The organism is Streptomyces sp. NPDC006384, from assembly GCF_042870695.1.
Classification (GTDB): Bacteria; Actinomycetota; Actinomycetes; order Streptomycetales; family Streptomycetaceae; genus Streptomyces.
Window position 1 is genome coordinate 197,168 of the sequence record NZ_JBIAHR010000010.1, and the last position, 24,442, is coordinate 221,609.

Below are 24,442 nucleotides of genomic sequence, written 5' to 3' on the forward strand. Positions count from 1 at the left end.
ACCGCCGACGGGCACGGCGTGAGGAGCGGCGCGGGTTCCGCGCATCCCGCCGCGGACAGGGCACCACCCGGGGAGCGTCCGCCGGCGCGGCACGCGACGCGCACCCGGTGCCCGGCGCCGTACCGTCGTGGCCCGCACCACCCGGCGGTCCCCGTTCCGGACAGCGCCGCTCCGGCCGGCACGGCGGGGCCGTCCCGGAGCGCCGTCACGACGGCCGCATGCGCCCGGTGACACGCACCGGCACAGCGCCGCGGCCGGTACGAGGGGCGGCTCGCCCCCCCCGGGGGGGGCGCCGGCGCGGTGGATCACACCGTCCGGCGATCCGGGCCGGGCAGCGCGCCCGCCGGCACGACGAGGTCGGCGCGGCCTCGGGTCGCCGCCACCAGACCGGCGTTGCGCTGGTCGGTGCCGAGCACCCAGGCCCGCGCTTCCCCGGGGGACTTGCCGAACTCCTCGTGCCGGGCGACCAGCCGCCGGACCCGCTCCTCCTCGGGCACCTCGCAGAACCAGACCTCGTCGAGCAGGGACCGCACCCGCGCCCAGGCACCCGTGCCCAGCAGCAGGTAGTTGCCCTCCGTCACGACCAGCCGGGCCGACGGCGGTACCGGGACGGCCCCGGCGATCGGCTGCTCCAGCACCCGTTCGAAACCGGGCGCGTACACCGTGTCGCCGCCCTCCGCCTCCTCCTCGCGCAGACGGCGCAGCAGCGCCGCGTACCCGGCCGCGTCGAAGGTGTCCGGAGCGCCCTTGCGGCCGCGGCGGCCGAGCCGGTCCAGTTCGGCGTCGGCGAGGTGGAAGCCGTCCATGGGGACGTGCGCGGCCCATGCGCCGCCGGTCCCGTTCAGCTCCCGCACCAGCGCCTCGGCGAGCGTCGTCTTTCCGGCGCCGGGGCTCCCGGCGATGCCGAGGATCGCGCGCCGTCCGTCCCGTGGGAGCGAACGGGCCCGGGCGAGGAGGTCGTCGAAGGTCAGCGGCACACCGCAGAGTGTGCCAGCCAGGCGGACCGTCACCCGGACGGCCCCCGCCCCGCCGGCCGCGCCCGGACGGCCCCGGCACATGTCACAGGGCCGCCCCGTCGCCCTGTGGGACGCACCACCCGATGGGACGCGCCCCGGCGGGGAACGGTGACGGGTATGACGACGCAGCTCGGACTTCCCGACGACATCCAGGCCTGCCTCTTCGACCTCGACGGGGTCGTCACCCGGACGGCGGTGGTGCACGCCGCCGCCTGGAAGGAGACCTTCGACGCCTTCCTGCGCGAGCGGGACGGCGCGGACTTCCGCCCCTTCACCGACTCCGACTACGACGAGTACGTCGACGGCCGCCCCCGCGCCGACGGCGTGCGCACCTTCCTCGCCTCGCGCGGCATCGAACTGCCCGAGGGCGACCCCGACGACCCGCCCGACGCACAGACCGTCAACGGGGTCGGCAACCGCAAGAACGAGCTGGTCCTGGAGAAGATCCGCACCGAGGGCGTCGAGGCCTACGACGGCACCCTGCGCTACATCGGCGCGGTGCGCGCGGCCGGACTCGCCACCGCGATCGTCTCCTCCAGCGCCAACACCGTGGACGTGCTGCGCTCCATCGGCGCCGAGCACCTGTTCGACGTACGGATCGACGGCGTCGTGGCGCGCGAACGGGAACTGCCGGGCAAACCACGCCCCGACACCTTCCTGGCCGCCGCCCGCGACCTCGGCGTCGAACCCGCCCGCGCCGCCGTCTTCGAGGACGCCCTCGCCGGCATGGACGCCGGCCGCTCCGGGCACTTCGGCTACGTCGTCGGCGTCGACCGCGTCGGCCAGACCGACGCCCTGTACGCCCACGGCGCCGACCGCGTCGTCAAGGACCTCGCCGAGCTCGGGGGTCACGCGTGATCACCAACCGCACCTACACCGTCGAGCCCTGGTCGGTGCGCGAGACCGAGCTCAACCTCGACCTCCTCGCCCAGAGCGAGTCCGTCTTCGCCCTGTCCAACGGGCACGTCGGCTGGCGCGGCAACCTCGACGAGGGAGAACCGCACGGACTGCCCGGCAGCTACCTCAACGGCGTCTACGAACTCCACCCGCTGCCCTACGCCGAGGCCGGCTACGGCTACCCCGAGTCCGGACAGACCGTCATCAACGTCACCAACGGCAAACTGCTGCGCCTGCTCGTCGACGACGAGCCCTTCGACCTGCGCTACGGACGCCTCGTCAAGCACGAACGCACCCTCGACCTGCGCCGCGGCGTCCTGGAACGGGTCTGCGAGTGGACCTCGCCGGCCGGCACCACCGTCCGGGTGCGCTCCACCCGGCTGGTCTCCCTCACCCAACGGGCCATCGCCGCCGTCGAGTACGAGGTGGAACCCGTCGACAGCCGCACCCGCGTGGTCATCCAGTCCGAACTCGTCACCAACGAGAGCCTGCCCGACCCCGACGGCGACCCGCGCACCGCCAAGGCGCTCAAGTCCCCGCTCGAACCGGAGGAGGACCTCGCGCTCGGCCCCCGCCTGCGCCTGGTCCACCGCACCCGGCGCAGCGGCCTGCGGGTCGCCGTGGCCGCCGACCACGTCGTCGACGGCCCCGACCACACCACCACCGACAGCGAGAGCAACGTCGACGTGGCCCGGCTGACGATCACCTCCGTCCTGGAACCGGGCCAGCGGCTGCGCGTGCAGAAGACGGTCGCCCACGGCTGGTCCAGCGCCCGCTCCCGGCCCGCCATGAGCGACCAGGTCGAGGCGGCGCTGGCCGCCGCCGCACAGAGCGGCTGGGACGGACTGGTCGCCGAACAGCGCGCCTACCTCGACGACTTCTGGGCCCACGCGGACGTCGAGGTGCACGGCGACGAGGAGATCCAGCAGGCCGTCCGCTTCGCCCTGTTCCACGTCCTGCAGGCCGGCGCGCGCGCCGAGCAGCGGGCGATCCCGGCCAAGGGACTGACCGGTTCCGGATACGACGGGCACGCCTTCTGGGACACCGAGATGTTCGTGCTGCCCGTGCTCACCTACACCGAACCCAAGGCCGTCGCCGAGGCGCTGCGCTGGCGTCAGGCCACCCTGCCCGCGGCCAAGGACCGCGCCGCCCAGCTCGGGCTGCGCGGGGCCGCGTTCCCCTGGCGGACCATCGACGGCTCGGAGGGCTCCGCGTACTGGCCGGCCGGCACCGCCGCCTTCCACGTGGGCGCCGACATCGCGCACGCGGTGGTGCGCTACGTGGCGGCCACCGGCGACACCGGCTTCGAACGCGACACCGGCCTGGAACTCCTCGTGGAGACCGCCCGGCTGTGGCGCTCCCTCGGCCACCACGACCACCACGGCGTCTTCCACATCGACGGCGTCACCGGCCCCGACGAGTACAGCGCCATCGCCGACGACAACGTGTACACCAACCTCATGGCGCGCTCGAACCTCCTCAACGCCGCCGACGCCTGCGAACGCCACCCCGACCTGGCCTCCCGGCTCGGCGTCGACGAGGAGGAGAGCGCCGCCTGGCGCGACGCCGCCGAGGCCGTGCACATCCCGTACAACGAAGAGCTGCGCGTGCACGAGCAGGACGCCGGCTTCACCCGCCACCAGCGCTGGGACTTCGCGCACACCGGCGCGGACCAGTACCCGCTGATGCTGCACTTCCCCTACTTCGACCTGTACCGCAAGCAGGTCGTCAAACAGTCCGACCTGGTCCTCGCCATGTACACCTGCGGCAGCTGGTTCGACGCGCACTGCGACGAGGACCAGATCGCCCGCAACTTCGCCTACTACGAGCCGCTGACCGTGCGCGACTCCTCCCTGTCGGCGTGCTGCCAGGCCGTCGTCGCCGCCCAGACCGGCCATCTGCGCCTGGCCTACGACTACGCCGCCGAGGCCGCCCTGATGGACCTGGCCGACCTGGAGCACAACACCCGCGACGGCCTGCACATCGCCTCCCTCGCCGGAACCTGGATGGCGCTCGTCGCCGGCTTCGGCGGCACCCGCCGCGAGGGCGACAGCCTGCGCTTCTCACCGCGGCTGCCCGAGAAGTTCAGCCGGCTCGCCTTCCGGCTCCAGTTCCGCGGCCGGTGCCTGAGCGTGGACATCGACGCAGGCAAGGCGACGTACACCCTGCTGAGCGGAGCGCCGCTCACCATCCACCACCACGGGAGCCCGGTGCTCCTCGACGGCAGCGGTCCGGTCACCCGCGCCGTCCCCGAGGCCACGCGGCGCCCCACCCCCGAGCAGCCCCCGCACCGCCGCCCGAACGACCGCTGACCGCAGCCCGGCGCCCAGCGGTCGGCGGATCGCCTGCGCGCGGGTGACGCGCGGGTTAGGTTGGCCCCGGCCCCGGGTTGCCGGGCTCCCGCCGACGGCGGCGGGAGGTGGGATCTCGAGCGGCCCCGCGGACGGCGGGGATGAGGAGTGCACGATGGCCGACGGCGCGACCGCCCTGCTCACCGGCGGACGGCGACGCCGGGCGGCGGACACGCCGGGTGCCCCCGGCCGCCTCCGCGGCGACCTGCCGCTCGCCGCGGTGGCCGCCGTCTTCACCCTCGCCCAGCTGCTCCTCGTACGCCCCGGCCTCGGCCTCGGCTGGGACGAGATCGTCTACGTCAGCCAGGTCACCACCCACCACCCGGCCGCCTTCTTCAGCGCCCCGCGCTCCCGCGGGGTCTCCCTGCTGGTGGCGCCCGTCGCCTCCTGGTCGTCGTCCACCGGACTGCTGCGCGTCTACCTCGCCGTGCTCTCCGGGGCCGGCCTGTACCTGGGGATGCGGGCCTGGCGGGGCCTGTTCCCGGTCCGCGTCCTGGCCACCGGCGGCGCCCTCTTCGCCGGCCTGTGGGTGACCCTCTTCTACGGCCCGCAGGCCATGCCCAACTACTGGGTCGCCGTCGGCGCGCTGGTCTGCGTCGGCTGCTTCCTGCGGGCCCGGCGGGACGGGGCGGGCCGGGCGGTGCTGTGGGGCGTGGTGGCCGGCGCCGCCCTCATGGCGTGGATGCGGCCCACCGACGCCGTCTGGGTGACCCTGCCCCTGCTGCTCCTCGCCCTGGCGCGCCGGCACCTGCGGTTGCTGCTCGCCCTCGCGGGCGGCCTCGCGGCCGGGGGAGTGGAGTGGGTGATCGAGGCGTACGCCTGGTACGGCGGCCTCGGTGAGCGGCTGGCGGAGGCCTCCCGCGTCCAGGGCGGCCTCGGCCTGCAGTTCGCCGTCGACGACCAGCTGCGCAGCCTGGGCGGACGCGCGCTGTGCCGCCCGTGCACCGGATCGATCCCGCCCCCGCCCGTCACCCTGTGGTGGCTCCTGCTGCCGGTCCTCGCCCTCCTCGCCCTGGCCGTCGCGGTCCGGGCCCGGCGCACCGCCCGTACGCTCGTCCCGCTCGCCTGCGCCGCCACCGCCGCCCTGCCGTACCTGTTCATGATCGGATACGCGGCGCCCCGCTTCCTGCAGCCCGCCTACGCCCTGCTGGCCGTCCCCGTCGCCGACGCGCTGTGGCACCTGGCCCGCACCCCCCGCGGCCGGTGGCGGCCGGTGGGCGCCCCGCTGGTCGCCCTCGCCCTGGCCGGACACCTCGCGGTGCAGCTCGTCGTCCTCGTGTACCTGGTGGACCGCACCGCCGAGAGCCGCGAGGACTGGGCCCGCACCGCGGACGCCCTGCACCGCCTCGGCGTCCGCCCGCCCTGCCTGCTCACCGGCCACGAGGCCATCCCGATCGGCTACTACACCGGCTGCTCCTCCGGCGCGGTCAGCGGCAACAACGAGAACACCACCCCCGCCGAGATTCTGGACACCGCCCGCCGGATCCCCGTGGCCGCCGTCACCGGGCCGGGCGGCACCCCGCCCGCGTACGCCCGCACCTGGCCCTCGCACCGCATCGGCGACCTGAGCGTCCGGATCGCGCCACCGGGGTGACAGCCGGGAACGGTTAAAGATCGCGTGACGGGAAACGCGAACCGGGCACGCAGAACCACGCAGAACACCGAGCCGCCGCAGCGCGAGAGGGAGGCAGCGATGGGCACGGACCCGATGGCCGACGACGCCTACCAGCCCACCGGAACCAACGAGGAGCAGGAGGACGCCGCGCCCCTCGACCTCCAGGACGCCGTCGACGAGCGGGACTACGACGACATGCTCGACGAGGGCTACTCCCCGCCGGAGAAGCCCCTCGGTGTGACCAAGCACGGCACGACGGCCGCGGAGCAGCACGACGGCGAGACCCTCGACGAACGGCTGGCGCAGGAGGTCCCCGACGTGTCGCAGCCCGCCGGCGACGGGGTGGGCGACCAGCCCGGCGGCGAGGGCGAACCGGTCGACCCCGAGGCGGGCACCGGCCGCTCCGGCCGCCTGGTCGCCCCCGACGAGGGCGCGCACACCGACACGACGAAGGAGGCCGTGGCCGAGGACGTCGGCATCGACGGGGGCGCGGCCGGCGCCGAGGAGGCCGCCGTGCACGTCGTGGAGGACGACACGGCACTGCCGGACGGCGACGGCAGATAGCGGGCCGACCGAGTACGAGGGGGTCCCCCGGCCGTCCGGCCGGGGGACCCCCTCGTACTCGGTCGTACTCGTTGTGCGGTTCGCTCAGGGCAGCAGTTTGTCGAGGGCGGCGGGGCCCTCCTCGGCCAGCTTGTTCCTGGCCCAGTCGAGGTTCTTCGGGGTGAGGTCCCGGCCGGCCGCGAGAACGATGTCCTCGGGGGACACCTCGGTGCCGGTACGGGCGTGGAGCCGGTCGTCCGGGGTGATGCGGTCCTCGTCCGCACGGACTGCGGACGGGCGGGAGGGATCGGGCTCTGTCGTCGACATGTCACTGCTCCTCGGTCCGGTTCGCTGCGTCGGCGCCGATGCGACGCTATCGGTCCCGACTATCCCGATAACACCATTCAATGCCGGAGTGCACCACACATCAGCGGTGAGCGGGCGCCGGGCCCGTGTCCCGTACGTCCCCGGCGTCCGCGGCGGCGCCCCGCCGCCCGGGACGCGGGGTGTTCATCAGGACGGCGACGACCAGCGCGCCTGCCAGCAGGATCCCCGCGGCCCAGGTGCCGGCCGTCACGAACCCCTCCAGCATCGCCTCCCGGGCCGCCGCCGGACCCGGGCCCCGCGAGGCGTGCGAGGCCAGGTGGTCCGCGGTCGCGCCGGCGGCGATGGTGTTGAGCAGCGCGGTCCCCACCGAGCTGCTGATCTGCTGCGCGGTGTTGACGCCGGCCGAGGCGACGCCCGCGTCGCGCCGGTCGACACCGTGGGTGGCGCAGTCGAAGGCCACCGGCATGATCATGCCCGCCCCGAGGCCGAGCAGGAGCCCGGAGACCAGCACGCCCTCGGCGTAGGAGGTGCCGGTCTCCATGGTGCGCAGCCACAGCATGCCGGAGGCGAGCAGTGACATGCCCGGCACGATCAGCGCCCGTGGGGGGACCCTGGGCAGCAGCCGGGTGGCGACACCGCCGGCCGACACGAGCACGGCGACGGTCATGGGGAGGAAGGCCACGCCTGTCCTCATCGGCGAGTAACCCTTGACGACCTGCAGGTAGTAGGTCATGAAGAGGAAGGCCCCGAACATGCCGACCATGGCCAGCCCGACGCTCAGATAGGCGCCGCCGCGGGTCCGGTCGGCGACCAGCCGGGGCGGCAGCAGCGGCTGGGAGACCCGGCTCTCGACGAGAGCGAACGCGGCCAGCAGCACGGCGCCCGCGGCCAGCGGCCCCAGGACGCTCGCCGAGTCCCAGCCGTCGGACTCCGCCCGGCTCGTGCCGTACACGACCGCGACCAGTCCGGTGGTCACCAGCAGCACGCCGGGGAGGTCGAACCGGGCCCTCGCCCCGCTCCGGGACTCGGTCAGCAGTACCCGGCCGCCGGCCAGCGCGACCAGGGCGATCGGAACACTGACGTACAGGCACCAGCGCCAGTCCAGGTAGGCGGTCAGCGCCCCGCCAGCCAGCAGCCCGATCGCGCCGCCGACGGCGGTGACGGCGCCCCAGATCCCGAACGCCCTGGCACGCTCCCCGGGCCGGGTGAACGTCACCGTCAGCAACGACAGTGCGGAGGGCCCGAGCAGTGCGGCGAAACCGCCCTGCAGGGCACGGGCGCTCAGCAGCGTCCCGAAACCGTCCGCCGCGCCACCGAGCGCCGACGCGCCGGCGAAGCCGAGCAGACCGGTCAGAAAGGTCCGCCTGCGGCCCGCGACGTCGGCGATCCGGCCGCCGAGCAGCAGCAGGCTGCCGAAGGCGAGCGTGTACGCGGTGACGACCCACTGCCGGTCGCCGTCGGAGATCCCCAGGTCCCGCTGGAGCGACGGCAGCGCGATGTTCACGACCGTCCCGTCCAGGACGATCATGAGCTGGGCCAGCGCGATGAAGAACAGCGCTGCCCAACGGCGCGGGTCGTCCCCCGCGGCCTGCTCCTTCGTGGTCGGCATGACTTCGTCCTCACTCGTGGTCCCGCGTGCCGCGCGGCTCGTCGGCGCGGCCTCCCGACGGCCACAGGACGCTGGCGACCCGGGAGCCGTAACAGCACGGGATGTGTGAGGCGGGTCACGCGCCGCGGATGTCACAGGGCGGCGGGCGGCGGCGTCCGGTGGGTGTGACAGGACCGAGGCCGGACAGGCGGGAGCCAGGTATGGACCAGCAGAGCGAATTCGCGGCGGACACGGCCGGGCGGCCCGGCGGTCCCCGCCGGGCGAACACCGTGGACGCGGCGACCCGGGTCTTCGTCACCCACCGGAACCTGCTGTTCACCGTCGCCTACGAGATGCTCGGATCGGCCGCCGACGCCGAGGACGTCCTGCAGGAGACCTGGCTGCGCTGGGTCCGCGTCGACCTGGCCACCGTCCGGGAGCAGCGCTCCTACCTGGTGCGGATCGTCGCCCGGCAGGCGCTGGACCGGCTGCGCGCGCTCGGCCGGCGCAAGGAGACCTACATCGGCCCCTGGCTGCCCGAGCCGCTGCTGACCACGCCTGACGTGGCCGAGGACGTCGAACTGGCCGACAGCGTGTCGATGGCGATGCTGCTGGTGCTGGAGACACTCGCGCCGGTCGAACGGGCGGTCTTCGTGCTGCGCGACGTGTTCGGCCTGGACTACGGCGAGATCGCCGAAGCCGTCGACAAGACCCCGGCGGCGGTGCGCCAGACCGCCTACCGGGCGCGCTCCCACGTCGCGGCCCGCCGGCCGCGCGGCGCCGTCACCCCGGCCGAGATCCGCGCCGCGCTGGAGGCGTTCCAGCGCGCGGTCGAAACCGGCGACCTGCAGAGCCTGATCGACATCCTGGCACCGGACGTCGTCGCCCTCAGCGACGGCGGCGGGATCAAGCACGCCCTGCCCCGGCCCGTCGTGGGTGCCGACAGGGTGGCCCGCCTGCTGGCGGCCGGCTGGTGGCGGCGCGAGGCCACGAGGTCGGTCGAGGTGGTGCAGGTCAACGGCGGTCCGGGCCTGCTGGTCCGGGTCGACGGCGAGATCGACGGAGTGATGGCGGTACGGGTCGAGGGCGGCCGTGTCACCGGCGCCTACCACGTGCGCAACCCCGAGAAGCTGTCGCACATGGGACGGGTGACCACCGTGAGCCGCTGAGGCCGTACCGCCGGTGCGCACCGGCGGCACGGTGCCGCTCGCGGCGGCCCGCTGGAACGCGGTGAGCGTCAGCCGGATCCCGGTCGGGGCGGTGTCCTGACAGGACGTCCCGGGCGGACGGCTTGGCGAAAGGACACCCGGGCGGGCCCGTCGAAGCTCGGCCGGTCGCCGCGCACCCGGCCCGTGAACGTGCCCGCGCCGGTGGTGACCGTGAGGTCGCGGCCGGTGTACGTGCTCCACACCTCGTCGATGTACGGGGCGAGGCAGTCCCCGGGGAACAGCCCGGCGTCCAGGCCGTGCCCGGGAGCGATCACGCGGCGGTCGTCCACAGCCGGCGCGGCGAACTCCGGCACCCGTCGCACCGCCTCGAAGACGGCCGCCCGCTGACCGGGGGCCCGACGGGTTGACCCTGCCGCCGGCGGCAGGGTTGCACGATCTGCGGCATGGAGACCACCGCACCGCGGAGCAGCAGGACCGTCGTCGTCACCGGGGCCGGCACCGGCATCGGCCGGGCGACCGCCCGGGCCTTCGCCGCCGAAGGAGCCCACGTCGTCGCCGTCGGCCGCCGGCACCACCCGCTCGAGGAGACGGCGTCCGCCCACGACCGGATCACACCCCTGACGGCCGACATCACCGCCGAGGGCGAGCCCGAGCGGATCGTCCGCGCGGTGGTGGAACGGCACGGCCGGCTGGACGTGCTGGTCAACAACGCCGCCATCGTGCGCGGCGCCGGCCTCGGCGCACTGGACACGGAGCAGATCACCGCCCAGCTCGCCACGAACCTCGTCGTCCCCGTCCTGCTGACCCAGGCCGCGCTGCCGTACCTGGAGACGGCGGGCGGGGTGATCGTCAACGTCAGTACGTCGGTGGGACAGCGCGCCTGGCCGGGCAACTCGGTCTACGCCGCCACCAAGGCCGCCCTCGAACTGCTGACACGCAGTTGGGCGGTCGAACTGGCCCCGCGCGGAGTCCGGGTGGTGGCCGTCGCCCCGGGCGCGATCGACACACCCATCGGCGAGCACCAGGGCCTGTCACCGGAGCGGGTGGCCGCGGTGCGGCAGTGGCAGCTGGCGCACACACCGTTGGGCCGGATCGGCCGGCCCGAGGAGGTGGCCTGGGCGATCACCCGACTCGCCGCTCCCGCCGCGTCGTTCGTCACCGGGGTTGTTCTTCCCGTCGACGGCGGGGCGGTCGTGGCGTGATAAGGATGCTCCGGGAGGTGGGGCTGGTGCGCATAGGGGAACTGGCCAGGGAGACCGGGACGACCGCTCGTGCCCTGCGGCACTACGAGCAGGCCGGGCTGATCTCCTCCGAGCGGGAGCACAACGGTTACCGCGTCTACGACGAGAAGGCCGTGGTACGGGTCCGCAACATCCGCAGCCTGCTGGCTGTCGGGCTCACCCTGGACGACGTACGGGTGTTCCTGCCGTGCCTGGACGGCGACGTGACCGCGGGCCCGCCCTCGGACAAGGGCCTGCGGGTGGCGCGGGAACGGCTGGCGGTCCTCGAGGAACGCATCGCCGCCCAGACCGAGGTCCGCGACAGGCTCGCGGCCGCACTCCGGGAACGGACGGCGGACCGCATCCGGCCGGCGGCCTGACCCGCCGCCCTGCCGTCCTCCGGGCGATGCCGCGTCGCTCCGCCGCCCGGTGCCGGGTGGCACGCTGCCCGTAGCGAGGTCGGCGGAAGGGGCGGGGAGCGGCGTGGGGTTCGAGCGTGGGGTCTGGCGCGTGCGGGACGTGACGGGAGCGGAGGCCGGCGGGATCGTCGTCGACGACGCGGACTTCCCCTGGCTCTCGGGCCGGTTCGCCCCAGGGGCCGCGTATGCCGCCCTCCAGGACCTGTTCGCCCGCGAACTCGCCTTGGCCGAGCGGGACGGCGGCGGCTGACCGGTCTCAGCGTGCGTCGCCCAGCAGGGACTCGGCTCCGGCCAGGATCTCGGTGACCCTGAGTCCGAAGGCGGCGTCGCACGGGTGCGGGTTTCCGGTGCGTGCGGCGGCCAGGAGGGCGTCCACGGCTCGCTGCAGTGCGGGCACCGGGCCCTCGGAGGCCTGCGGCAGCTGGGCCACACCGGCCGTGCCCCGCAGCTCCACCGCGGCGCCCGCCGCGGCCGGCGGTGCCGTCAGGCTCAGCGTGAGCGTGCTGGACGCCCCGCCCGCGTGGCCGAGAACCAGGTGCACGGTGTCCCCGGGGCCGGGCACGGCCGCCGCCACCCGCCGTACGTCCCCGAGGACCGGCAGCAGGACGGACAGGGCGTGCGGGCCCACGTCCCACAGGGCGCCCTTCTCCCGCCGCCACGGCGAGTGCGCGTACGGGCTGTCGCCGGTGAACACCGCGGCGAGCCACTGCGCCCGCGCCGTGAACCAGCCGCCCGCGTCCGCCTGCTCGGCGATCCACGCCTGCGTCTCGGGCCGGAACCGGAGCGTGAAGAACACCACGGAGGCCACTCCGGCCTCCCGCGCGGCCTCGGCCACCGCCCGCCCCTGCTCCACCGTCGCCGCGAGCGGCTTGTCCAGCAGCAGGTGGCACCCGGCCCGTGCCGCCCGCACCGCGAACCCGGCCTGGACGTCCGGCGGCAGCGCCACCGCGACGGCGTCCACGTCGGCGAGCAGGGCGTCCACGTCGTCGTAGGCCCGGGTGCCGTACCGCTCCGCCAGTTCCCCGGCGGCGTCCGGCCGGCGCCCCCACACACCGGCGAAGTCCACGCCGTCGTGCAGGCTCAGGGCCGGCGCGTGCGTCCTCTTGGCCCAGGGGCCCGTACCGAGCAGTCCGATGCGCATGCCGCCGCCTCTCCCACGGTGAACCCGGCGCCGGCCGGCACGCGGGCACCACCGAGCCTGTCACACGCGCCGGGCACCCCGGCAAGTCCGCGGGCCCGGCACCCTCCGCCTCCGTCCGTCCTCCCACGAGACCGGTGATTCTGCTGATCCGCACGGCCGCCCCGCCCGTCGACAGTGGCACCGCCAGCTCATCGGCGAGGCCCTCCGGTGGATGTGCCGGACGCGACCCCACGCGTTCCGGGACGTGTGCGACCACCGGCCGGGCGGCTCGCCAGGACAGAGAGGACGACTCGTCGTGCAACAGCACCCTCACACCCCCGCCGCCTCCCGCGGCAGCGGCACGCGCCGGCGGCTGGCCGGTGTCACGGCGGCACTCGCCACCGCCGTCGTCATGCTCGGCACCCTCACCGGCCCGGGCGCCCACGCCGCCGACAACCCGTACGAGCGCGGCCCGGCGCCCACGAACTCCAGCATCGAGGCCCTGCGCGGCCCCTACGCCGTGGCGGACACCAACGTCTCCTCGCTCGCCGTCACCGGCTTCGGCGGCGGCACGATCCACTACCCGACCACCACCGGCGACGGCACGTTCGGCGCCGTCGTGATCTCGCCCGGCTTCACCGCGTACGAGTCCTCCATCGCCTGGCTCGGCCCGCGCCTGGCCTCGCAGGGCTTCGTCGTCTTCACCATCGACACCCTCACGACCATGGACCAGCCCGACTCCCGGGGCCGCCAGCTGCTCGCCGCGCTGGACTACCTCACCGAGCGCAGCTCCGTGCGCGGCCGGATCGACAGCAGCCGGCTCGGCGTGATGGGGCACTCGATGGGCGGCGGCGGCGCGCTCGAGGCCGCCAAGTCGAGGCCCTCGCTCCAGGCCGCGATCCCCCTCACGCCCTGGAACCTGGACAAGACCTGGCCGGAGGTCAGGACCCCGACGCTCATCGTGGGGGCCGACGGCGACTCCGTCGCCCCGGTCGCCTCCCACTCCGAGCCCTTCTACTCCAGCCTGCCCGCCACCACCGACCGGGCGTACCTGGAGCTGAACGGCGCCACCCACTTCGCACCGAACACGTCGAACACGACCATCGCGAAGTACAGCATTTCCTGGCTCAAGCGGTTCATCGACAACGACACCCGCTACGAGCAGTTCCTCTGCCCGCTGCCGCGGCCCAGCCTGACCATCGAGGAGTACCGGGGCAACTGCCCGCACGGCTCCTGACACCCCCTCCGCAACTCCTTTGCACGGACGGCGGCGGTCGCGCGCACGGCGCGGCCGCCGCCGGCGCGTTGTGCCCCGGCACGGCCCGGCGGCCGGCGCGCTGGGCGGCGGCACACACCCTGTTCCGGCCCGGCGGGACCGAACCGCTGGTGGAGCGGCCGGAACGCGTGCGGACCGGCGCGGACGGGGCCTGGACCGATGGCTTCCGCATCCGGTTACGCGCGCGTAACCTCCCGGGGATGACCGCAGAGACGACCGTACGCACGGCCGCGCGGATCCACGGCCGGGACGCCCGGAGGCAGGTGGTGGACGCCTTGACGGACCGGCTGCGCACCCGCGGCGGGCACCTCGTCGTGACCGGTGAACCCGGGACCGGCCGCACCACCCTCCTCCGGTGGGCCGCACACTCCTTCACGGCCGGCCCCGTACTGCGCCTCGACGCGGCGAGGTGCCCGCGCCCGCCGGAGTCGGCCGGGCAGCTGCTCACCGCCCTGCGGGCGGCGGCCGGCGGCGGGCCGCTGCTCGTGTGCGCCGACGACGTACACCTGTGGGAACCCCCGGCACGGGCCGCCCTGGCCGGTGCCGCCGAACGCCTGCGTCCCGCCGACCGGATCGGCCTGCTCCTCTCCGTGGCCGGGTACCGGGCCGTCGACCCGGAGTTCGCCCGCCTGCCCGTCGTACGCCTGGACCCGCTGACGCCGCCGCAGGCCGGCGCGCTGCTCGATGAGGCGACCGACGGCGCCGCCGACCCGGCCGTGCGCGCGGCGCTGCTGGCCGAGGCGGAGGGCAACCCGGGACTGCTGCTCGCCCTGGTCCGCCGCCTGTCGCCCGCCGAACTGCGCGGACACCGGCCACTGCCCAGGCCCCTGGCCGACGCCGGGACGCTCGCGGCCGTGGCGGGCGCCGCCCTGACCGGGCTGCCGCCGCACGCGCGGGACCTGCTGCTGACGGTGGCGGCGGCCGCGCGGGCCGCGGACGTCCCCGACGCCCCGGACGCCGACGCGGACCTGGTCCTGCGCGCCGTACGGCGCCTGGGGCCGGCCGGCGCGGGGCGGGAGCCGTGCCTGGAACCGCCGCCCGAACTGCTTGCCCTCACCGAGGGGCGGGTCCGCTTCCACAGCCCGCTGGCCGGCCGCGCCGTCCACGCCACCGCCGCACCCGACCGGCGCCGCGCCGCCCACCGCGCGCTGGCCGGCGTACTGGAGGCCGCCGGACACCGGCTGCCCGCGCTGCTGCACCGCTCCTGGACCCTGACCGGTGCCGGACCCGCACCGGACCTGGCCGGTCCGCTCGCGGACGCGGCGGCCGGCGCGGCCGGGGCCTCGCACCGGCTGCGCGCCGCGGCGTACGCGCGTGCCGCCGAGCTGTCGGCCGACGGGGCCGTACGCGCGCAGCGGTACACGGCGGCGGCCGAGCAGGAACTCCGCGCCGGCCGCCCGGACCGGGTACGTCCCCTGCTCACCGCCGCGCTGGGCTGCACCGCGCCCGCCGTGGTGCGCGGCCGCGCCGAGCTGGTGCGCGGACTCACGGAACTGGGGGACGGGCCCGTCGGTGACGCCCACCAGTCCCTGCTGCTGGCCGCCTCCCTGCTCGCCGCCGAGGCACCCGACCGGGCGGCGGCCGCCCTCATGGCCGCCGTCGACGCGGCCTGGGCGGCCGGAGACCTGACCGCGTGCCTGACCACCCTCGGCCCGGCACCCGACCCGGCACCCGGCCCGGTCCCCTGCCCTTCGGCCCGGCCCGGCGACGGCCCGCCCCACGGGCACCCGCCGCGCACCACGACCACGCCGCCGGACGCCGCACCGGGCACCGCGGCACCCGGCGCACCGCATGCCGCGCCGGGTGCCCCGCCGCCGTCCGACCCCGTGCGCGACCACCGAGCCGGCCTGCGGGCGCTGCTGGAGGGCCGGCTCGACCGGGCGGCCGTACCGCTCGGGCACGTGGTGGCGCGGGCCCGGGCCGACGAGCGCCCCGAGAATCTGCTGCGGGCCGCCGCGGCCGCGCTGCTGCTGGGCGAGGTGGACGCCGCCCGCCGGGCCGGGGCGCGGGCCCTCGCCGCCGCCCGCCACCTGGGGACGGACGCGCTGGTCCCGCAGGCCCTGGAGTACCTCGCCTACGCCGAACTGCGCGCCGGCCGGCACCCGCAGGCCCGCGCCCACGCCGAGGAGGGTCTGCGCGCCGCGCTGCGGGCCGGCCGGTGCAACACGGCGGCCCAGCACCACGCGGTGCTGGCCCTCGCGGCGTCGATCGAGGACGAGCCCGACGTCGTCACCCGGCACGTGACGGCCGCGCTGGCCACCGCCCGCCGGCACGGGCTGGCCCAGACGGCCACCCTGGCCGAGTGGGCCGCCGCCCGCGCCGACCTCGGACGCGGCCGCCCCTTCGACGCCGCCGACCGGCTCGGCCTCCTCGTCCTGCCCGGCCCCGGACGCGGGCACTTCGCGGTGTGGCGGCTCGCCGTGCCCTGCTTCGTGGAGGCCGCCGTCCTCGCCGGCCGGCACGAGGACGCCCGCACGCTCATGACGGACTTCGCCGGCTGGGCGGCCTTCGGCGCCGACCGGCAGGCGGCCGCGCAACTGGCCCGCTGCCGCGCCCTGCTGGCCCCGCCGGACGAGGCCGACGCCCTGTACCTGCGCGCCCTCGCCCGGCACGACGAGGCGGGCGGCGACTTCGAACGGGCCCGCACCACGCTGCTGTACGGCAAGTGGCTGCGCCGGCGGCGCCGGCCTCGGGAGGCACGCGTCCGCCTCGGCGCCGCGCTGGCCGGCTTCGAGCGGTGCGGCGCCGGCGTCTGGGCCGAGCAGACGCGCGGCGAACTGCGCGCCCTCGGCGCGCCCTCGCAGGGAACCGCGGGGGCCGGGGCCCTCACCCGGCTGACGCCGCAGCAGCTGCGCATCGCCCGGCAGGTCGCCGAGGGCGCCACCAACCGGGAGGTCGCGCTGAGCCTCGCGGTGAGCACCCGCACCGTCGACTACCACCTCCGCAAGGTCTTCGCGGCCCTCGGCGTACGGTCCCGGCTGGAGCTCGCCCGGCTGATCGGGCAGGCGGAACAGGAGGAACAGGCACAACGCGCCGAAAAGACCGGTGCACAACCCTAGGGACCGACCGGACGGTATGCCATCCTTCGGGGCAGGACGAGTCAGGGGGCAGGCCCGGCGCGGGCGGACGGCCCGCCGGGGCCGCCCCCGCAAGCCCTGACCCGGGGAGGACCGCGATGCAGCACGCCGTACGGTCACGAGCAGCGATCCGCACCGCCGGACTGACGCCCGTTCCGCGCCCGAGGACGCCGGGTGTCGCCTCGCTCATGGACGCCGACGCCCTGCGCGTCCTGCACCGGGCGGCCCGCCTCCTGCTGGACGACCTGCCCGGGCTCACCGACCGGCTGGTGGCCCTGCTGCGGGAGCAGGAACCGGCGTACCGCACCGCCCTGACCAGGGACCCGACCGTGACCTGGCAGGAGGTGCACCGCTCACTGCGGCACAGCGTGACCTCGCTGCTCGATCCGCGGGGCGCCCGGGAGGCGGCCCGCCGCTGCTCCTGGCGGATCGGCACCACCCGCGCCGAACAGGGACTGCCGCTGGACGCCCTGCTGCACGCCTTCCGCCTCGGGGGGTCCCTGGTGTGGCAGCGGCTGGTCGAGGAGACCTCGCGCATCGCGCCCGAGGACGTCCGGCTGCTGGTGCACGTGGCCGCCGACGTGTGGAACTTCGTCGACGAGCACTGCACGCTCGTCGCGGACGCCTACCGGCAGACCGAGTGGCAGCTGAGCCGGCGCCGTGAGAACCGGGCCCGGCTGCTGGCGGCCGGTCTGCTCGACGGCACGAGCCGCATCGCCGATCTGCCGGAGGCGGCGCAGACGCTGGACCTGCCGGAACAGGGCCGGTACGCCGTCGTCGCGGTCGCCGGCGCGTATCCCGTCCGTTCCGCGGCCGTCCGCTCCGCCGCCGCCCGTGCCGCCGTCGTGCCGGAGGGGGTCCGCGTCCACTGGCACACCGGGGCGGAGGTGGACCACGGCATCGTGCTGCTCGGCGCCGGGGACGAGGAGCCGCCGGTCCCGGGCGACACGGTCCCGGGACTGCGGATCGGCGTCGGCAGCGCCGTCGAGGGACTGGCCGCCGTCGGCGAGGCGCGCGAGCTCGCCGACACCGCCCTGCGCATCTGCCCCGAGGGCGGCGGCACCGTCCGGCTGGCCGAGCACCTCCCCGCCGCCCTGGTCGTCTCCGGCCCCGACCTCGGCCGGGCCCTCGCCGGCCGGGTGCTCGGCCCGCTGCTGCGGCTGGAGCCCGCCGACCGGGACGTCCTGCTGGACACCCTGACGACATGGCTCGAGTGCGACGGCTCGGCGCAGCGGGCGGGAGAGCGCCTCTACTGCCACCGCAACACCGTCCTCAACCGGCTGCGCCGCTGCGAACAGCTGACCGGCCGCTCCCTGGCCCGCCCGGCCGACGTGGTCGAGATCAGCCTCGCCCTCACCGCCCACCGCCTCCTCCACCCCTGACCTCACCGGCACCGGACGCGGACGGCCCGCCGCCCCGGCTGCGGGCCACTGCTGTGCCGCCCCAGCTGCGGGCAAGTCGTGCCTCCCCCAGTGCCTGAACGGCCTGGAAGGGACCCCCAGGGCGCTGAGGGTCCCCCCTCCGGGGGAGGCACCCCGCTCACGCCGGGCAGCGCACCCACCGCCGCGCCCGCGTCCACACCGGACACCCTGCCCGCACAGAGCAGCCCACCCACCCCCGGCCCGCACCCCTGGGCATCCGCACAGACTCGCCGCCCCCGGACTGGGACGCCGCAGCGACCCTGTGTGAACCCCCTGTACGGCCCCCGGCACCCGTGCTGTCGTGAGGCCCCCTCTTTCCCCGTCACCGTGCCGCTCCGGCACGGTCCTCAGGAGCCGCGATGCCCGCAGCACCACCGGACGGTGAGCCCGCGCTGCACGTCGAGAGCCTCGACGTGACGTACGGGCGCGCACTGTCCGCCCTCCGTTCCGTGTCCCTGACCGTCCCCCACGGCGGCGTCGTCGCGCTGCTCGGCGCCAACGGCGCCGGCAAGACGACCCTGCTGCGGGCGGTGTCGGGCACCCTGCGCCTGCACCGCGGCGCGATCACGGCCGGCCGCGTCCGCTACGGCGACACGGTCCTGGACGGCCGTGACCCGGTCGCCGCCGTACGCGCCGGTGTCGTACAGGTGCCCGAGGGCAGGCGGGTGTTCGCCGGGCTCAGCGTCGACGAGAACCTGCGGGCCGGCGGCCTCGGCCTCGACCGGCGCGCCCCGTATCAGGTCCGCGAGGCCCGGGACCGGGTCTTCACCCTCTTCCCGCGCCTTGCCGAACGCACCCGCCAGGCCGCCGGTCTGCTGTCCGGCGGCGAGCAGCAGATGCTGGCCATCGGCCGCGCCCTGATGGCCGCCCCCCGTCTGCTCCTCCTCGACGAACCCTCCCTGGGACTCGCCCCGTTGATGGTCGACCGGATCACCGAGGTGGTCCGCGAGATCAACTCGCAGGGCACCGCCGTCCTGCTGGTCGAGCAGAACGCCGGCATGGCGCTCTCCCTCGCGGACCACGCCCACGTCCTCGAGGTCGGCGAGGTCCGCCTGTCCGGCCCGGCCGGCGAACTCGCGCGGACCGACGCCGTACGCCGCCTCTACCTGGGTGAGACCGACGGCGACGAACCGGCGGAAGACGAGCCCGCCACCGACCGGTCCGCCACCGACCGGACCACCACCGACCGGACCACCGACGACCGGGGGGCGGCATGACCCCCCGGACCACCGCGGCCACCGCGGCCCCCACGACCGGCGCACCCACCGCACCCCCCGTGCTCGAAGTGCGCGACGTCACCGTCCGTTTCGCCGGCCTCACCGCCCTCGACGGCGTCTCCTTCACGGTCGCCCCCGGCACCGTGCACGCCGTCATCGGCCCCAACGGCGCCGGCAAGTCCACCTGCTTCAACGTCCTGTCCGGCCTGTACCGGCCCGCCACGGGCACCGTGCGGCTCGGCGACACCGACCTGACCCGGCTCGCCCCGCACCGCATCGCCGCCCTCGGCGTCGCCCGCACCTTCCAGAACATCGTCACCACCCAGGGCACCGTCGCCGACAACCTGATGCTCGGCCGCCACGCCCTGTCCCGCGCCGGCTTCGCCGCCAGCGCCCTGCGTCTGCCGCGCGCCGTGCGCGAGCAGCGCGAGCACCTCGCCAAGGCCCGGGAGATCGCCGAACTCACCGGGCTCGGAGCCCACTTCGACTCACCCGTCGCCCTGCTGTCCTACGGCGACCGCAAGCGGGTCGAACTCGCCCGCGCCCTCTGCCTGGAGCCCCGTGTGCTGCTGCTCGACGAACCCGTGGCCGGCATGAACGCCGCCGAACGCGTCCGCATGACCGAGGTGGTCCGGGAGGTCCGCGCCGAACTCGGCCTGTCCGTCGTCCTGGTGGAGCACGACATGGGCCTGGTCATGCGGCTCGCCGACGACGTCACCGTCCTCGACTTCGGCCGGGCCATCGCCCACGGCACCCCCGACGAGGTCCGCCGCGACCCCGAGGTGCTGCGCGCCTACCTCGGCACCGGCACCACCACCGCCGCCACCATCGACACCACCGGGGAGGACGCGGAGTGAACGGCTTCCTCGACAACCTCCTCAACGGCCTCGCCCTCGGCTCGGTCTACGCCCTGATCGCGCTCGGCTTCGTCACCATCTTCAAGGCCTCCGGCGTCCTCAACTTCGCCCACGGCTCCCTGCTCCTGCTCGGCGGCTACCTCGTCGCCGTCCTCCACGACGACCTCGGCTTCGCCGGCGCGCTGGCCCTCGCCGTCGTCGTCACGGCCGCCGTGGCCGGCGCGCTCGACCGGCTGCTCCTCCAGCGCGGGGAGCAGGACGCCCACGGCGCCCATGTGCAGACCATCGTGACCATCGGCATCGACATCGTCCTGGTCACCGACCTCGCCCGGCGCATCGGCGGCGACCTGCTGCCCCTCGGCGACCCCTGGGGCGACGCGGTGACCGACCTGGGACCGGTGACGATCGCCGACAGCCGCGTCGCCGCGATCCTGGTGTCCGCCGTGGCCATCGGCGGCGCCTTCGCCCTCTTCCGGTTCACCCCCTGGGGCCTCGCCCTGCGTGCGGCGGCCGAGGACGCCGAGGCCGCCGCCCTCATGGGCGTACGGCTGACCCGGATCCGCACCGTCGCCTGGTGCCTGGCCGGCGCCCTCGCCGCGCTCGCCGCGGTCTTCCTCGTCGCCTTCCCGGCACCGGGCCTGGAGCGCACCACCGGCCAGATCGCCCTGAAGGCCTTCCCGGCCGCCATCCTCGGCGGCATGGCCTCGCCGGTCGGCGCCCTGGTCGGCAGCATGCTGATCGGCCTCACCGAGGCGTTCGTCGCCGGCTACCAGTCCGACCTGCACGTCCTCGGCGAGGGGTTCGGCGACGTCGCCCCGTACGCGGTGATGGTGCTGGTCCTCCTGGTGCGTCCCACCGGACTGTTCGCAGCGAAGGGAGCCGCCCGTGTCTGACCTCCGCTCCGGCCTCCGCGGGCGCGGCGCGCCCCTGGCGGCCGCCCTCCTCCTGTGCGCCCTGCCCTTCTACCTGGACGCCTTCTGGCTGCGCATCGGCCTGTTCTCCATGGCCGCGGCCATCGGCGCCGTCGGCCTCGGCCTGCTCAGCGGCACCGCGGGCCAGCTCTCCCTCGGGCACGCCTTCTTCCTCGCCGTCGGCGCCTACGGCTACGTGTGGCTGGCCGGCGAGCCCGGCCCCGGCCTGCCGCCCGCGCTCGCCGCCGTCCTCGCCGTCCTGCTCGCCGGGGCCGCGGGCGGCCTGTTCAGCCCCGTCGCCGGCCGGGTCAAGGGCATCTACCTGGGCGTGGCCACCCTCGCCCTCGTCTTCCTCGGCCACCACGTCCTGCTCACCGCGGACTCCGTCACCGGCGGATTCAACGGACGCTCGGTGCCGCCGCTGGAGATCGGCGGATTCACGTTCGCCGAGTCCGACCCCGAACTGACCGTGCTCGGCGTGCCCTTCGGCGCCGAGGAACGGCTCTGGTACCTGGGCCTCGTCCTGCTCGCCGTCACCTGGTTCACCGCCCGCGGGCTGCTGCGTGGACGGCCCGGACGGGCCCTGGTGGCACTGCGCGACAGCGAGACCGCGGCCTGTGTGATGGGCGTCCACGTGGCCAGGTACCGCTCCGCGGCGTTCGTCGTCTCCTCGATGTACGCGGGCCTCGCCGGGGTGCTGCTCGCCCTCTCCTTCCGCCGCGTCGTGCCCGACTACTTCTCCCTCGCCCTCTCCGTCGACTACCTCGCCATGATCGTCATCGGCGGCCTGGGCTCCGTCGCCGGCGCCACCGCCGGAGCCGTCTTCGTCACCGCGCTGCCCCTGCTGATGACGCGCTACGCCGACCAGCTGCCCCTGGTCGCGGCCCCCGGCTCCGGCGACGGCTCGCTCGGCCCCACCGAGGCCGCCCGCTACCTCTACGGCGCCGCGATCGTCGTGATCCTCCTCTACGCCCCCGACGGCCTGCACGGCCTGGCCCGCCGGACCCGCGCCCGGCTGCGCCACAGGCCTTCCGCCTCCGGCCCGCCCGGCACCGCGACCACATCCCCGACCACCTCCGCCACCACCGCACGAGCCAAGGAGCACACCCCGTGAACGCCACGCACCCGAGGTCCCGCACCACCCGGACCACCACCCGGACCGCCGCCCTGGCCGCGGCCCTGGCCGCCGTGCTGCTCGCGGGCACCGCCTGCAGCTCCAAGGCCGACGACAAGAGCACCGGCGACGCGGCCGACGGCGTCAAGGCCGGACCCGGAGTCACCGAGAAGACGATCAGGCTGGGCGCCCTGACCGACCTGACCGGCCCCTACGCCACCCTCGGCAAGTCCATCGTCCAGGCCCAGCAGATGTGGGCCGACGAGACCAACGCCGCGGGCGGCATCTGCGGACGCAAGGTGGAGATCGTCGTCAAGGACCACGGCTACGACGTGCAGAAGGCCGTCACCGCCTACGCCGACATCTCCCCGGACGTCGTCGCCCTGCCCCAGGTCATCGGCTCCCCGGTGGTCGCGGCCCTGCTCGACGACATCGAACGCGACCACCTGCTGACCTTCCCGCAGGCCTGGGCCGCCTCCCTGCTCGGCAGGGACTCCGTCCAGGTCCTCGGCACCACCTACGACCTCGACATGATCGCCGCCGTCGACTTCCTCACCCGCACCAAGAAGATCGCCAAGGGCGACACCATCGGCCACGTCTACTTCGAGGGCGACTACGGCGCCAACGCTCTGGAGGGCTCGACGTGGGCCGCCGAGAAGGCCGGCATGAAGGTGGCCGGCCAGAAGATCAAGGCCACCGACACCGACCTGTCCGCCCAGGTCTCCGCGCTCAGCAAGGCCGGCGTCAAGGCCGTCCTGATCAGCGCCGGCCCCGCCCAGACCGCCTCCCTCGCCGGCGTGGCCGCCTCCAAGGGCCTGACGGTGCCGATCGTCAGCAGCGCGCCGGGCTACGCCCCGCAGCTGATGAAGACCCCCGCGGCGAAGGCGCTGGAGGCCATGGTGCACGTGGTCAGCGCGGCCCCGGCCACCAGCTCGGACCTGCCCGGCGTCCAGAAGATGGTCGCCTCCTACGGGAAGAAGTACCCGGGCTCCCCGGTCGACTCGGGCGTGCTCTCCGGCTACAACGCCGCCCAGCTGATCGGCGCCGACCTGAAGAAGGCGTGCGAGGCCGGCAGCCTCACCCGCGAGGACGTGGTCAAGGCACACCGTTCGCAGGCGAACGCCGACACCGGCCTCGGCACCCCGCAGAACTTCACCGACGTCTCCGCGCCCGCGAGCCGCGCCACCTACGTGCTGAAGCCCGACGCCAAGGCCGTCGGCGGCCTGATCGGCGTCGAGGAGGCCCACGAGGCACCGCAGATCAAGGCCTACCTGGCCGAGCGCGGCTGACCCCGGGAGGGGCCGCCAACTCACCTTGCGCCCGGCGGTGTTGGCGGCCCCCTCGGTCACCCCACTGGTTCACCTGACCACCGCGTCTCTAAGATGTACTCTCTGTCATGCCAGTGCAGTTGGCGCAGTACGAGCTGGGGGAAAGATGCAAGCCGACAGGCAGCTGTCCACGGAGATCGACGCCAACGTGCCCACAGCAGCACGCATGTACGACTACTACCTGGGCGGCAAGGACAACTACGCGGCCGACCGCGCGGCGGTCGAGGAACTCGACAAGGTCGTCCCCAGCACGCGTCGCCTGGCACTGAACAACCGGCGCTTCCTCCAGCGCGTCGTCAGGGTCCTCGCCGAGGACTACGGCATACGCCAGTTCCTGGACCACGGTTCCGGCCTGCCCACGCAGGACAACGTGCACCAGATCGCACAGCGCGTGGCCCCCGAGTCCCGCGTCGTCTACGTGGACAACGACCCGATGGTGCTGGTCCACGGCCGGGCCCTGCTCGACCAGAACGACCGCACCGCCGTCATACACGCCGACATGCGCTCGACCGAGGAGATCTTCTCCCACCCGGAGACCCGGCGCCTGATCGACTTCTCGCAGCCGGTGGCGGTGCTGTTCAACTCGGTCTTCCACTGCATCCCGGACAGCGAGACCGACGGTCCGCCGGCCGTGGTCCGCCGTGTGACCGAGCGGCTCGTGCCCGGCAGTTACGCCGTGATGTGCCAGCTGGTCAGCGAGGACCCCGAGGTGCGGAAGTTCGTCACGGAGTTCATGGACAAGGTGACGCAGGGGCACTGGGGCCGCGTCCGCGAACCGAAGGACGTGGAGGCCTGGTTCGAGGGCATGGACATCCTGGAGCCGGGACTGGTGGAAGTCTCCACCTGGCGCCCGGACAACGAGGTGGTGCCCCGTCAGCTCACCGACGAGTGGATCGAGTTCGGCGGCCTGGGCCGCATCCGCTAGACGCCGGGCGGGGAGCACGACTCCGGGCCGTGCGCGACCGCGGAAGCGGGG

Annotated in this window: 21 protein-coding genes and 1 pseudogene; 17 read left to right on the forward strand and 5 right to left on the reverse strand. The window is 75.1% G+C overall.

Translation table 11 applies throughout. From position 1 onward, the window contains the following. Positions 1-305 precede the first annotated feature (305 nt). Entirely contained in the window at positions 306-977 is a 672-nt protein-coding gene (locus ACFYOJ_RS16310; protein ID WP_356557089.1) for a nucleoside/nucleotide kinase family protein, read from the reverse strand. Between the two features lie 156 nt (positions 978-1,133). On the opposite strand from ACFYOJ_RS16310, the gene ACFYOJ_RS16315 reads away from it, so the two are divergent. The 4 genes from ACFYOJ_RS16315 (at position 1,134) to ACFYOJ_RS16330 (ending at position 6,443) form a co-directional block, all read left to right on the forward strand. After that, positions 1,134-1,874: a beta-phosphoglucomutase family hydrolase gene (locus tag ACFYOJ_RS16315; protein ID WP_356557090.1), complete on the forward strand. Its 741-nt coding sequence runs from the start codon at positions 1,134-1,136 to the stop codon at positions 1,872-1,874. Next, positions 1,871-4,225, forward strand: coding sequence for a glycosyl hydrolase family 65 protein (locus tag ACFYOJ_RS16320; protein WP_356557091.1), 2,355 nt, complete (start codon positions 1,871-1,873; stop codon positions 4,223-4,225). The genes ACFYOJ_RS16315 and ACFYOJ_RS16320 overlap by 4 nt, the downstream gene beginning before the upstream one ends. Positions 4,226-4,379: 154 nt before the next feature. Beyond that, positions 4,380-5,858, forward strand: coding sequence for a hypothetical protein (locus tag ACFYOJ_RS16325; protein ID WP_356557092.1), 1,479 nt, complete (start codon positions 4,380-4,382; stop codon positions 5,856-5,858). 99 nt (positions 5,859-5,957) lie between these two features. After that, positions 5,958-6,443, forward strand: coding sequence for a DUF5709 domain-containing protein (locus tag ACFYOJ_RS16330; RefSeq protein WP_356557093.1), 486 nt, complete (start codon positions 5,958-5,960; stop codon positions 6,441-6,443). Between the two features lie 84 nt (positions 6,444-6,527). Here ACFYOJ_RS16330 and ACFYOJ_RS16335 read toward each other — a convergent pair whose 3' ends face one another. Beyond that, positions 6,528-6,749 (reverse strand): hypothetical protein, encoded by a 222-nt coding sequence (locus ACFYOJ_RS16335; protein ID WP_356557094.1) that lies wholly within the window; start codon positions 6,747-6,749, stop codon positions 6,528-6,530. Positions 6,750-6,849: 100 nt separating this feature from the next. Further along, entirely contained in the window at positions 6,850-8,358 is a 1,509-nt protein-coding gene (locus ACFYOJ_RS16340; RefSeq protein ID WP_356557095.1) for an MFS transporter, read from the reverse strand. A 200-nt stretch (positions 8,359-8,558) separates the two neighbouring features. Here ACFYOJ_RS16340 and ACFYOJ_RS16345 point away from each other — a divergent pair, with 200 nt between their 5' ends. Further along, positions 8,559-9,506 carry an RNA polymerase sigma-70 factor gene (locus ACFYOJ_RS16345; RefSeq protein ID WP_356557096.1) on the forward strand — a complete coding sequence of 316 codons (948 nt, stop codon included), beginning with the start codon at positions 8,559-8,561 and terminating at the stop codon, positions 9,504-9,506. Between the two features lie 100 nt (positions 9,507-9,606). Here the strand turns inward: ACFYOJ_RS16345 and ACFYOJ_RS16350 are convergent. After that, positions 9,607-9,895: pseudogene (locus ACFYOJ_RS16350) on the reverse strand (beta-1,3-glucanase family protein); the annotation flags it as partial. A gap of 54 nt (positions 9,896-9,949) precedes the next feature. Here ACFYOJ_RS16350 and ACFYOJ_RS16355 point away from each other — a divergent pair. The 3 genes from ACFYOJ_RS16355 to ACFYOJ_RS16365 all read left to right on the forward strand — a co-directional run bounded on the left by ACFYOJ_RS16355 (position 9,950) and on the right by ACFYOJ_RS16365 (position 11,395). Beyond that, positions 9,950-10,708, forward strand: coding sequence for an SDR family oxidoreductase (locus ACFYOJ_RS16355; protein WP_356557097.1), 759 nt, complete (start codon positions 9,950-9,952; stop codon positions 10,706-10,708). Between the two features lie 26 nt (positions 10,709-10,734). Next, the gene (locus ACFYOJ_RS16360) at positions 10,735-11,106 is read left to right on the forward strand and encodes a MerR family transcriptional regulator (RefSeq protein ID WP_356557122.1); all 372 of its coding nucleotides are present in this window, start codon (positions 10,735-10,737) and stop codon (positions 11,104-11,106) included. Positions 11,107-11,209: 103 nt separating this feature from the next. Beyond that, positions 11,210-11,395, forward strand: coding sequence for a hypothetical protein (locus tag ACFYOJ_RS16365; RefSeq protein WP_356557123.1), 186 nt, complete (start codon positions 11,210-11,212; stop codon positions 11,393-11,395). A 6-nt stretch (positions 11,396-11,401) separates the two neighbouring features. Here the strand turns inward: ACFYOJ_RS16365 and ACFYOJ_RS16370 are convergent, their stop codons facing one another. Further along, positions 11,402-12,286: a Gfo/Idh/MocA family oxidoreductase gene (locus tag ACFYOJ_RS16370; RefSeq protein ID WP_356557098.1), complete on the reverse strand. Its 885-nt coding sequence runs from the start codon at positions 12,284-12,286 to the stop codon at positions 11,402-11,404. A 295-nt stretch (positions 12,287-12,581) separates the two neighbouring features. Here ACFYOJ_RS16370 and ACFYOJ_RS16375 point away from each other — a divergent pair, with 295 nt between their 5' ends. From ACFYOJ_RS16375 to ACFYOJ_RS16415, 9 genes are all read left to right on the forward strand, one after another. Beyond that, positions 12,582-13,502 (forward strand): dienelactone hydrolase family protein, encoded by a 921-nt coding sequence (locus ACFYOJ_RS16375; RefSeq protein WP_356557099.1) that lies wholly within the window; start codon positions 12,582-12,584, stop codon positions 13,500-13,502. Positions 13,503-13,741: 239 nt separating this feature from the next. Beyond that, entirely contained in the window at positions 13,742-16,600 is a 2,859-nt protein-coding gene (locus ACFYOJ_RS16380) for a LuxR C-terminal-related transcriptional regulator (RefSeq protein WP_356557100.1), read from the forward strand. Positions 16,601-16,716: 116 nt separating this feature from the next. Next, the gene (locus ACFYOJ_RS16385; protein WP_356557101.1) at positions 16,717-18,000 is read left to right on the forward strand and encodes a helix-turn-helix domain-containing protein; all 1,284 of its coding nucleotides are present in this window, start codon (positions 16,717-16,719) and stop codon (positions 17,998-18,000) included. A 398-nt stretch (positions 18,001-18,398) separates the two neighbouring features. After that, the gene (locus tag ACFYOJ_RS16390; protein WP_356557102.1) at positions 18,399-19,256 is read left to right on the forward strand and encodes an ABC transporter ATP-binding protein; all 858 of its coding nucleotides are present in this window, start codon (positions 18,399-18,401) and stop codon (positions 19,254-19,256) included. Next, positions 19,253-20,113 (forward strand): ABC transporter ATP-binding protein, encoded by an 861-nt coding sequence (locus ACFYOJ_RS16395; RefSeq protein WP_356557103.1) that lies wholly within the window; start codon positions 19,253-19,255, stop codon positions 20,111-20,113. The genes ACFYOJ_RS16390 and ACFYOJ_RS16395 overlap by 4 nt, the downstream gene beginning before the upstream one ends. Then, positions 20,110-21,006, forward strand: a complete 897-nt coding sequence (locus ACFYOJ_RS16400) for a branched-chain amino acid ABC transporter permease (protein ID WP_356557104.1) — start codon at positions 20,110-20,112, stop codon at positions 21,004-21,006. The genes ACFYOJ_RS16395 and ACFYOJ_RS16400 overlap by 4 nt, the downstream gene beginning before the upstream one ends. Next, positions 20,999-22,138 (forward strand): branched-chain amino acid ABC transporter permease, encoded by a 1,140-nt coding sequence (locus ACFYOJ_RS16405; RefSeq protein WP_356557105.1) that lies wholly within the window; start codon positions 20,999-21,001, stop codon positions 22,136-22,138. Before ACFYOJ_RS16400 ends, ACFYOJ_RS16405 begins: the two co-directional genes overlap by 8 nt. Next, a complete protein-coding gene (locus ACFYOJ_RS16410) occupies positions 22,135-23,427 on the forward strand; it encodes an ABC transporter substrate-binding protein (RefSeq protein ID WP_356557106.1) in 1,293 nt (430 codons plus the stop codon). The genes ACFYOJ_RS16405 and ACFYOJ_RS16410 overlap by 4 nt, the downstream gene beginning before the upstream one ends. 145 nt (positions 23,428-23,572) lie before the next feature. Beyond that, positions 23,573-24,391, forward strand: coding sequence for an SAM-dependent methyltransferase (locus ACFYOJ_RS16415; RefSeq protein ID WP_356557107.1), 819 nt, complete (start codon positions 23,573-23,575; stop codon positions 24,389-24,391). The last annotated feature ends 51 nt before the right edge of the window (positions 24,392-24,442 follow it).

Bases quoted from the DNA above. Each gene is read 5' to 3' on its own strand.
- ACFYOJ_RS16355 (WP_356557097.1), top strand. From the start codon at position 9,950: ATGGAGACCACCGCACCGCGGAGCAGCAGGACCGTCGTCGTCACCGGG.
- ACFYOJ_RS16370 (WP_356557098.1), bottom strand. From the start codon at position 12,286: ATGCGCATCGGACTGCTCGGTACGGGCCCCTGGGCCAAGAGGACGCAC.
- ACFYOJ_RS16345 (WP_356557096.1), top strand. From the start codon at position 8,559: ATGGACCAGCAGAGCGAATTCGCGGCGGACACGGCCGGGCGGCCCGGC.
- ACFYOJ_RS16340 (WP_356557095.1), bottom strand. From the start codon at position 8,358: ATGCCGACCACGAAGGAGCAGGCCGCGGGGGACGACCCGCGCCGTTGG.
- ACFYOJ_RS16395 (WP_356557103.1), top strand. From the start codon at position 19,253: ATGACCCCCCGGACCACCGCGGCCACCGCGGCCCCCACGACCGGCGCA.
- ACFYOJ_RS16415 (WP_356557107.1), top strand. From the start codon at position 23,573: ATGCAAGCCGACAGGCAGCTGTCCACGGAGATCGACGCCAACGTGCCC.
- ACFYOJ_RS16335 (WP_356557094.1), bottom strand. From the start codon at position 6,749: ATGTCGACGACAGAGCCCGATCCCTCCCGCCCGTCCGCAGTCCGTGCG.
- ACFYOJ_RS16325 (WP_356557092.1), top strand. From the start codon at position 4,380: ATGGCCGACGGCGCGACCGCCCTGCTCACCGGCGGACGGCGACGCCGG.
- ACFYOJ_RS16380 (WP_356557100.1), top strand. From the start codon at position 13,742: ATGACCGCAGAGACGACCGTACGCACGGCCGCGCGGATCCACGGCCGG.
- ACFYOJ_RS16315 (WP_356557090.1), top strand. From the start codon at position 1,134: ATGACGACGCAGCTCGGACTTCCCGACGACATCCAGGCCTGCCTCTTC.
- ACFYOJ_RS16390 (WP_356557102.1), top strand. From the start codon at position 18,399: ATGCCCGCAGCACCACCGGACGGTGAGCCCGCGCTGCACGTCGAGAGC.
- ACFYOJ_RS16385 (WP_356557101.1), top strand. From the start codon at position 16,717: ATGCAGCACGCCGTACGGTCACGAGCAGCGATCCGCACCGCCGGACTG.
- ACFYOJ_RS16330 (WP_356557093.1), top strand. From the start codon at position 5,958: ATGGGCACGGACCCGATGGCCGACGACGCCTACCAGCCCACCGGAACC.